We start from the raw sequence: 7,384 nt of genomic DNA, 5'->3' as shown, positions 1-7,384 counted from the left end.
ACCTGGTACAACCAAGAACGCCTGCACGAAGCCCTCGGCTACGTTCCACCCGCCGAGTACGAGGCCGCCCTCACCGGCACCTCATCCCAAGCGAGCCAGCCAACCCCGGCCCTCGCAACCGACTAGGAACAAAACCTGGGGTAGATCAAAAACCCCGGCTGATAGCCGGGGAATCCGTAACCATGAGGAGACTCATCTGTCACCTATGACTCGACTCATCACACACCGTGTCCGAGGGGGGACTTGAACCCCCACGCCCAGTAATAGGGCACTAGCACCTCAAGCTAGCGCGTCTGCCATTCCGCCACTCGGACCCAAGCCAATTAATTGGCAGCTAAGGCTATCGGATCGGTCCGCTCCCGCCCAAACCTGCCCGGCCCGCTTGTGGCAGCCGGCTCGGTAGTGGGTACGCGAGCCGTGTACAGCGCGCTCGCAATGGTAGGAAAGGTGACTGTGACGGCGACAACCGAAACACCCGTCGACGACGCGGACGATGTGGTGGACGTTGTCAGCAGGCTGATCAGGTTTGACACCACCAATACCGGCGATCTGGAAACCACCAAGGGTGAGGCCGAATGTGCCCATTGGGTTGCCGGCCAATTGGAAGAGGTCGGTTACCAGGTCGAATATGTGGAGTCCGGCGCGCCGGGTCGCGGCAATGTGTTCGCGCGCCTCAAGGGCGCCGATAGCTCGCGCGGCGCGCTGCTGATCCACGGGCATCTCGACGTGGTGCCAGCCGAGTCGGCCGAGTGGAGCGTGCACCCGTTCTCCGGCGCGGTCGAAGACGGCTATGTCTGGGGCCGTGGCGCGGTCGACATGAAGGACATGGTCGGCATGATGATCGTGACCGCCCGCCAGTTTCGTCGTGCCGGTGTCGTGCCGCCGCGCGACCTGGTGTTCGCCTTCCTTGCCGACGAGGAAAGCGGCGGCAAGTACGGGGCGCACTGGCTGGTCGACAACCGGCCCGACCTGTTCGACGGCGTGACCGAAGCGGTGGGGGAGGTCGGCGGGTTCTCGATAACGGTGCCGCGCCGCGACGGCGGCGAGCGTCGGCTCTATCTCATCGAGACCGCCGAAAAAGGCCTGCACTGGATGCGGTTGACGGCGCGCGGCCGGCCCGGACACGGTTCGATGACGCATGACCACAACGCGGTCACCTGGATCGCCGAGGCGGTCGCGCGGCTGGGCCGCCACCAGTTCCCGCTGGTCTTGAGCGACGCCGTGGTGGAGTTCCTCACGGCCGTCGGCGAAGAGACCGGGCACACCTTCGACACCGATTCGCCGGACCTGGAAGGGGCCATCGACAAGCTGGGGCCGATTGCCCGCATCGTCAAGGCCACCCTGCGCGACACGGCAAACCCCACGATGCTCAAAGCCGGCTACAAAGCCAACGTGGTACCCGCGACGGCGGAGGCCGTGGTGGACTGTCGGGTGCTTCCCGGGCGGCAAGCGGCGTTCGAGGCGGAGGTCGACGAGCTGATCGGCCCCGAGGTGACCCGCGAATGGATCACCAGCCTGCCGTCGTATGAGACCAGTTTCGACGGTGACCTGGTCGAGGTGATGAACGCCGCGCTGCTGGCGGTGGATCCCGACGCCCGGACCGTGCCCTACATGCTTTCCGGTGGCACGGATGCAAAAGCCTTCGCGCGCTTGGGTATTCGGTGCTTCGGCTTCACCCCGTTGCGCCTGCCGCCGGATCTGGATTTCGCCTCACTGTTCCACGGCATCGACGAACGGGTACCCATCGATGCGCTGAGGTTCGGCACCGAGGTGCTGACGCACTTCCTGACACACTGCTAATCACACGAGAGGGAATCGATCATGATCGCACCGCCCGACCCGTACGCTGCGCTGCCCAAGCTGCCGTCGTTTCACTTGGAATCGGCGTCGATTACCGACGGGCAGCCGCTGGCGACTCCGCAAATCAGCGGAATCATGGGCGCCGGCGGCGAGGACGTCAGCCCACAGCTGAGCTGGTCTGGTTTTCCCGACGAGACACGCAGTTTCGCCGTGACCGTGTACGACCCGGATGCCCCGACGTTGTCGGGTTTCTGGCATTGGGCGGTGGCCAACCTGCCAGCCTCGGTCACCGAATTGCCCGACGGTGCCGGCGACGGTGGCGAGCTGCCCGGCGACGCACTGACGCTGGTCAACGACGCCGGCATGCGCCGCTATGTCGGCGCCGCGCCGCCTCCTGGCCACGGCCCGCACCGCTACTACGTCGCCGTGCACGCCGTCGACGTTGAGAAACTCGACCTCACCGAGGACGCCAGCCCCGCGTTCCTCGGCTTTAACCTGTTCCAGCATGCGATCGCCCGAGCCGTCATCTACGGAACCTACGAACAGCGGTAGCGGGTATCCGGAAGACATTGGCAGCCGAGCTGCGGGTCAGGGTTTAGCGGCTGCCGAACCGACCGCGTCGCTCAACGAGGAAAAGCCGCCAGCGCGCAGCCGAACCGCGATCCCGTCGTGAATGTGCTTGGCCCACAAGGCTCCGCCGTAGATGAAGCCGGTGTAGCCCTGCAGCAACGATGCTCCCGCAGTGATGCGGTCCCACGCGTCGTCGACGGTTTCGATACCGCCGACACTGATCAGTGTCAGCCGGTCACCGACGCGGCCGTAGAGTCGCCGCAGTACTTCAGTGGCGCGATGCGCGAGCGGCGGCCCGGAGATGCCGCCGCCGCCCAGTGCATCGACGCCGGGTGTGCTCAGCCCGTCGCGCGAGACCGTGGTGTTGGTGGCGACGATCCCGGCTAAGCCCAACTCGATTGCCAGGTCAGCGATTTCGTCGATGTCGGCGTCGGCAAGATCGGGTGCGATCTTCACCAGCACCGGTGTCGATGTCTCCGCGAGCACTGCCGACAGAATGTCGCGCAGCGCATCGACGGCCTGCAGATCGCGGAGCCCGGGGGTATTCGGCGAACTGACGTTGACCACCAAGTATGCGGCCAGCGGCGCGACCAGCCGGGCACTGTCCCGGTAGTCGTCGGCGGCGTGCTCGGTGGGGGTGGTCTTGGTCTTGCCGATGTTGACACCGATTGGCACATCGGAGCTTTCCCGCGCCAGCCGGGTCGCCAGGGCGGCGGCGCCGCGATTGTTGAAACCCAGCCGGTTGAGCAGGGCGCGGTCGGCGGGCAGCCGGAACAACCGAGGAGCCGGGTTGCCTGGTTGGGCGCGCGCGGTGACGGTGCCGATCTCGGCGTAGCCGAATCCCAGGGCGCCCCAGGCCTTCAGCCCGATGCCGTCCTTATCGAAGCCCGCGGCCAGACCCAGCGGACCGGGGAAGCGCACCCCGAACACCGTGCTGGCCAGCACCGGGTCGGTCGGCGCCAACCGCCGGCTCAGGCGGCGGCGCAGCGGCGCCGCGCTGGTGGCGCCACGCAGCGCCGCGAACACCAGCTCATGACTGCGTTCTGGCGGTACCAGGAAAAACAACCGGCGAAGCACGCCGTATAGCCGATGACGGTCGTTGCGTGGTTCGCTCACCGTCACAGTTCCGGCTGGTCGAGCCGTGCGCTATCGAAACCGTTGACGCGAGACTTTTTGCGGCGCAACAACACCCGCCTACTCCCATCGGTATACAGTCGCACCCGGGTTAGCTCCCAGCCGCGGTACTCCGCTTCGATGGACAGTCGAGTAGAGGCGCTGAGCCTGGTCACCTCGGGCGGCAGGCGCAACGGCACCCACTCGTATTCGTCGGACATTTCGGTGTCCCAACCCGCCGGCAACCGTCCTCGCGCCGTTGTCACCGGGGGCCCGCCGCGGCGTGCTCGATGATCTGGATGCCCCCACCCGCACCCGACACGACATACAACGTGCCCGCAGCATCGTCGAAGGTCAGCGTGTTCGGTTGCCGCACGGTTGGGTACCGTACCTTTTCCAGAGGGATCCCGGTTGACAGATCGTAACCAATGACCAGATTCGTCGACGTTTGCGACACCCAGGTCAGCCCGCGTGATCCGGCGAGGCCGTAAGGGGACTGTCGCACCGGGTAAGCCTGCCGCAAGATCAGCGGGTCGACGCCGAAGACCAGCAGCTGGCCGCCCCGGGTGTCGGTTACCAGCAACCGGCCCGCGGGATCGGCCACCATCGTGGTGGCGCCCTGACCGGCGCGTAATTGCTGCCCGACCTTGCCGTCGACACCGATCGTGGTGACCGATGTCTGACCCCGATCCAGGACGGCAAGCGTATTTCCTTGTGCTGCAAGCGAATCGACGTGGGCAAACACCGTCGTTCGGCTGCTGACGGTACCTCCCGCCAGCGCGTACACCGAGCCGTCGGCGGTGCCCAGCGCGACGGCGCCGTCGGCGCGGCGGGTGATCGCGGTGAAGTCGACGGTCTCTGCGCCGCTGACCGGCACACGTGTGACTCGTCCGGCCGACAGATCGACCTGGAAGTAGCCGCCGCGGGTGGACAGGTAAGCGTTGCCGCCTCCGTCACCGGTCAGCGCGGTCGCCGGCGCGGGCAGCTCGATAACACGTGAGGATGTTTGCTGAGAACCCGTCACCGTGATGCTGGCGGGTGTGGTGGGGGCCGACCCGGAGGTCAAGATCACCAGCTGTGCTGTACGGCCGTCGAATATTGCCGCCTGCGGATGACCCTGCAGCGGTCGGACCATACCCGCCGGGTCGTGCGATAACGGCGGAGATTGCGCCGGCTGCGCCGGCTCGATCGTGGGTGGGGTTCCTTCGCGCGTCTTCGCCGAACACCCGGCCACCAATGTCAGCAAAAGTAGCAGGCCAACGGCCTGCCGACGGACGATATATGCACTGCGTTTGCAGAGTGATGACACGGGGTAACTCTCGACTATCCAGTGGGTGGCCAGTGTAGAGGGGTAGCCGGGGTGAAGTTCGATCCTAGGGAACATCGTCGCGACCTGCCCGGGTCACGCCGCAAAGGCGAGGGGCTGGCGGCGAGGTATGGTCCCCGTATGAGCGTCGCCGCCGAGCGCCACTTCGCCGATCCCGAGTTTGCTATCGAAGACATGTGGTTGGGGGTTTTCTCGGACAAGGTGTTCGCCAGCGGGTTCGGGCAGCTCGGTGATGGCCGTAGTTTTGCTTTCCGTATCGAGGGCCAGTGGCTTCTCGTCGAGATCTACCGTCCCCGGCTGAGCGGGCCGGTTCCGCAGCCCGAAGACGTGGTCGCCACAGTGCGCCGCAACGTCGTCCACGTCGATATCGCCGACAGGCGCAGTCTGGCCGCCGCGGTGCGTGACGCTGTCGCCCTCGACGAGGTTTCCCACTAGATCAACCGGTACGGTCGTCGTCGTGACTGCGACGGCTGCGATGTCCTGGTGGCAGGTTGCCGATTTGGCCGTGGTGCAGGGTCTGACCGAGTTCTTGCCGGTGTCGTCATCGGGCCACCTGGCGATCGTCTCGCGGATCTTCTTTGCCCAGGACGCCGGTGCGTCATTCACCGCGGTAACGCAGTTGGGCACCGAGATTGCCGTCTTGGTCTACTTCGCACGCGATATCGTTCGGATCCTCAAAGCGTGGTTTAACGGCTTGCTGGTGACCGCCCATCGCAATGCCGATTACCGGTTAGGCTGGTACGTGATCATCGGGACGATCCCGATTTGCATCCTGGGCCTGCTCTTCAAGGATGAAATCCGCTCGGGCGTGCGCAATTTGTGGGTGATAGCCACTGCGCTGGTGGTGTTTTCGGCAGTGATCGCGGTGGCCGAGCGTGTCGGGCGGCAGAACCGGGGCATCGACCAGCTGACCTGGCGCGACGCCGTCGTCGTCGGTGTTGCTCAGACGCTCGCGTTGATCCCAGGCGTTTCCCGGTCGGGATCGACCATCAGTGCCGGACTCTTCGTGGGTCTGGAGCGGGAGTTAGCTGCCCGATTCGGTTTCCTGCTTGCCATTCCTGCGGTATTTGCGTCCGGGTTGTTCTCGCTGCCGGACGCCTTCCACCCGGTGACGGAGGGGATGAGCGCGACAGGCCCGCAGCTGCTGGTGGCGACCCTGATTGCGTTCGTGGTCGGCCTCGCCGCGGTCGCATGGTTCCTTCGGTTTCTGGTGCGGCACAGCATGTATTGGTTCGTCGGCTACCGGGTGGCCGCCGGTGTCGCTGTGCTGATCCTGTTGGCAACGGGGGTGGTGAGCGCGGTATGACTGTCATCCTGTTGCGGCACGGCCGGTCCACGTCGAACACCGCGCACGTGCTGGCCGGTCGTTCCGAGGGTGTTGACCTCGACGACAAGGGCCGTCAGCAAGCCGCCGAATTGGTCGATCGGATCGCTGAGCTGCCGATCCGGGCGGTGGTGAGCTCACCGCTGCTGCGATGCCGGCGCACGATCGAGCCGCTCACCGAAGCGCTGGGCATCGAGCCCGTGTTCGACGACCGGTTCGCCGAAGTCGACTACGGCGAATGGACTGGCCGCAAAATCGGCGATTTGGTCAAGGAGCCGCTGTGGGGCGTCGTTCAGGCGCATCCCAGCGCGGCGGTGTTTCCCGGCGGTGAAGGGCTGGCGGATGTGCAGACGCGTGCCGTTGCCGCCGTCCGTGAGCACGACGCGCGGCTGGCCGAGCAGCACGGCGGCGACGCGCTGTGGCTGGCCTGTACTCACGGCGACGTCATCAAGGCGGTGGTCGCCGACGCGCTCGCCCTGCACTTGGACGGCTTCCAGCGGGTTTCGGCCGATCCGGCATCGATGAGCGTGATCCGCTATACCCGGCTGCGCCCATTCGTGCTGCACGTCAACCACACTGGCCCGCGACTGACGTCCGCGCTCACGGCGGTTGCATCGCCAGACGGTGAGGCGCCGCCCGGCGATGCGGTCGTTGGCGGCTCGACCGACTAGATCCCGAGTGTCGGCCCCGCCCCCTCGCCGCTTCGCGGCTGGGAGGTGCCCCCACTGGGGCGTCGACCGACTGAGTGCAGAATTTACGACTCAGCCGCAACTGCCGGTATTTTGGAATTGCCATGTCTCGCGCGATTCACGTCTTCCGATCACCCGACCGATTCGTCGCCGGGACAGTCGGCCAGCCTGGAAACCGCACCTTCTACCTGCAGGCCGTGCACGACTCCCGGGTGGTCTCGGTGGTGCTGGAGAAGCAGCAGGTCGCGGTTCTTGCCGAGCGCATCGGTGCGTTGCTGGTAGAGGTCAACCGCAGGTTCGGCACACCGGTTCCACCGGAGACCAGCGAGGTCGAGGACCTCAGCCCGTTGATCACACCGGTGGACGCGGAATTTCGGGTCGGCACCATGGGGCTGGGATGGGACTCCGAGGCGCAAACCGTGGTCGTCGAACTACTGGCCGTCAGCGACACCGAGTTCGACGCATCCGTGGTGCTCGACGACACCGAGGAGGGGCCGGACGCCGTGCGGGTATTCCTGACGCCAGAGTCGGCGCGGGAGTTCGCGACCCGATCTAACCGCG

General features: G+C 66.0%; 9 protein-coding genes and 1 tRNA gene. 6 read left to right on the top strand and 4 right to left on the bottom strand.

Annotation, left to right across the window (positions count from 1 at the left end; translation table 11 throughout):
- Nucleotides 1-228: 228 nt before the first annotated feature.
- Nucleotides 229-314: transfer RNA gene (locus tag WBF82_RS11715), tRNA-Leu, on the bottom strand.
- 121 nt (nucleotides 315-435) lie between these two features.
- On the opposite strand from WBF82_RS11715, the gene WBF82_RS11710 reads away from it, so the two are divergent.
- Nucleotides 436-1,800 (top strand): M20/M25/M40 family metallo-hydrolase, encoded by a 1,365-nt coding sequence (locus WBF82_RS11710; protein ID WP_424383198.1) that lies wholly within the window; start codon nucleotides 436-438, stop codon nucleotides 1,798-1,800.
- A 21-nt stretch (nucleotides 1,801-1,821) separates the two neighbouring features.
- A complete protein-coding gene (locus WBF82_RS11705) occupies nucleotides 1,822-2,352 on the top strand; it encodes a YbhB/YbcL family Raf kinase inhibitor-like protein (protein ID WP_424383196.1) in 531 nt (176 codons plus the stop codon).
- Between the two features lie 36 nt (nucleotides 2,353-2,388).
- Here the strand turns inward: WBF82_RS11705 and WBF82_RS11700 are convergent, their stop codons facing one another.
- From WBF82_RS11700 to WBF82_RS11690, 3 genes are read right to left on the bottom strand one after another with little or no spacing between them, the layout of a single operon-like run.
- Nucleotides 2,389-3,486 carry a quinone-dependent dihydroorotate dehydrogenase gene (locus tag WBF82_RS11700; RefSeq protein WP_424383195.1) on the bottom strand — a complete coding sequence of 366 codons (1,098 nt, stop codon included), beginning with the start codon at nucleotides 3,484-3,486 and terminating at the stop codon, nucleotides 2,389-2,391.
- 2 nt (nucleotides 3,487-3,488) lie between these two features.
- Nucleotides 3,489-3,749 (bottom strand): DUF5703 family protein, encoded by a 261-nt coding sequence (locus WBF82_RS11695; protein WP_424383194.1) that lies wholly within the window; start codon nucleotides 3,747-3,749, stop codon nucleotides 3,489-3,491.
- The gene (locus WBF82_RS11690) at nucleotides 3,746-4,792 is read right to left on the bottom strand and encodes a YncE family protein (RefSeq protein WP_424383193.1); all 1,047 of its coding nucleotides are present in this window, start codon (nucleotides 4,790-4,792) and stop codon (nucleotides 3,746-3,748) included. The genes WBF82_RS11695 and WBF82_RS11690 overlap by 4 nt, the downstream gene beginning before the upstream one ends.
- 138 nt (nucleotides 4,793-4,930) lie before the next feature.
- Between WBF82_RS11690 and WBF82_RS11685 the strand changes: the two genes are divergently transcribed.
- From WBF82_RS11685 to WBF82_RS11670, 4 genes are all read left to right on the top strand, one after another.
- A complete protein-coding gene (locus tag WBF82_RS11685) occupies nucleotides 4,931-5,245 on the top strand; it encodes a hypothetical protein (RefSeq protein ID WP_424383192.1) in 315 nt (104 codons plus the stop codon).
- Nucleotides 5,246-5,285: 40 nt separating this feature from the next.
- A complete protein-coding gene (locus WBF82_RS11680; protein WP_424383197.1) occupies nucleotides 5,286-6,116 on the top strand; it encodes an undecaprenyl-diphosphate phosphatase in 831 nt (276 codons plus the stop codon).
- Nucleotides 6,113-6,805, top strand: coding sequence for a histidine phosphatase family protein (locus WBF82_RS11675; protein ID WP_424383191.1), 693 nt, complete (start codon nucleotides 6,113-6,115; stop codon nucleotides 6,803-6,805). Before WBF82_RS11680 ends, WBF82_RS11675 begins: the two co-directional genes overlap by 4 nt.
- A 122-nt stretch (nucleotides 6,806-6,927) precedes the next feature.
- A partial coding sequence (locus tag WBF82_RS11670) for a DUF3090 family protein (protein WP_424383190.1) occupies nucleotides 6,928-7,384 on the top strand: 457 nt, incomplete at its 3' end.

Origin of the sequence: Mycobacterium sp. (assembly GCF_049673265.1) — a bacterium.
Classification (GTDB): domain Bacteria; phylum Actinomycetota; class Actinomycetes; order Mycobacteriales; family Mycobacteriaceae; genus Mycobacterium.
Note: the sequence above shows the minus strand (reverse complement) of the source record. Positions and strands in the feature narration are given on the sequence as shown.

What these genes read in the sequence shown, in the direction of transcription:
- WBF82_RS11680 (WP_424383197.1), top strand. Translation starts at nt 5,286, where the DNA reads ATGTCCTGGTGGCAGGTTGCCGATTTGGCCGTGGTGCAGGGTCTGACC.
- WBF82_RS11685 (WP_424383192.1), top strand. Translation starts at nt 4,931, where the DNA reads ATGAGCGTCGCCGCCGAGCGCCACTTCGCCGATCCCGAGTTTGCTATC.
- WBF82_RS11705 (WP_424383196.1), top strand. Translation starts at nt 1,822, where the DNA reads ATGATCGCACCGCCCGACCCGTACGCTGCGCTGCCCAAGCTGCCGTCG.
- WBF82_RS11710 (WP_424383198.1), top strand. Translation starts at nt 436, where the DNA reads ATGGTAGGAAAGGTGACTGTGACGGCGACAACCGAAACACCCGTCGAC.
- WBF82_RS11675 (WP_424383191.1), top strand. Translation starts at nt 6,113, where the DNA reads ATGACTGTCATCCTGTTGCGGCACGGCCGGTCCACGTCGAACACCGCG.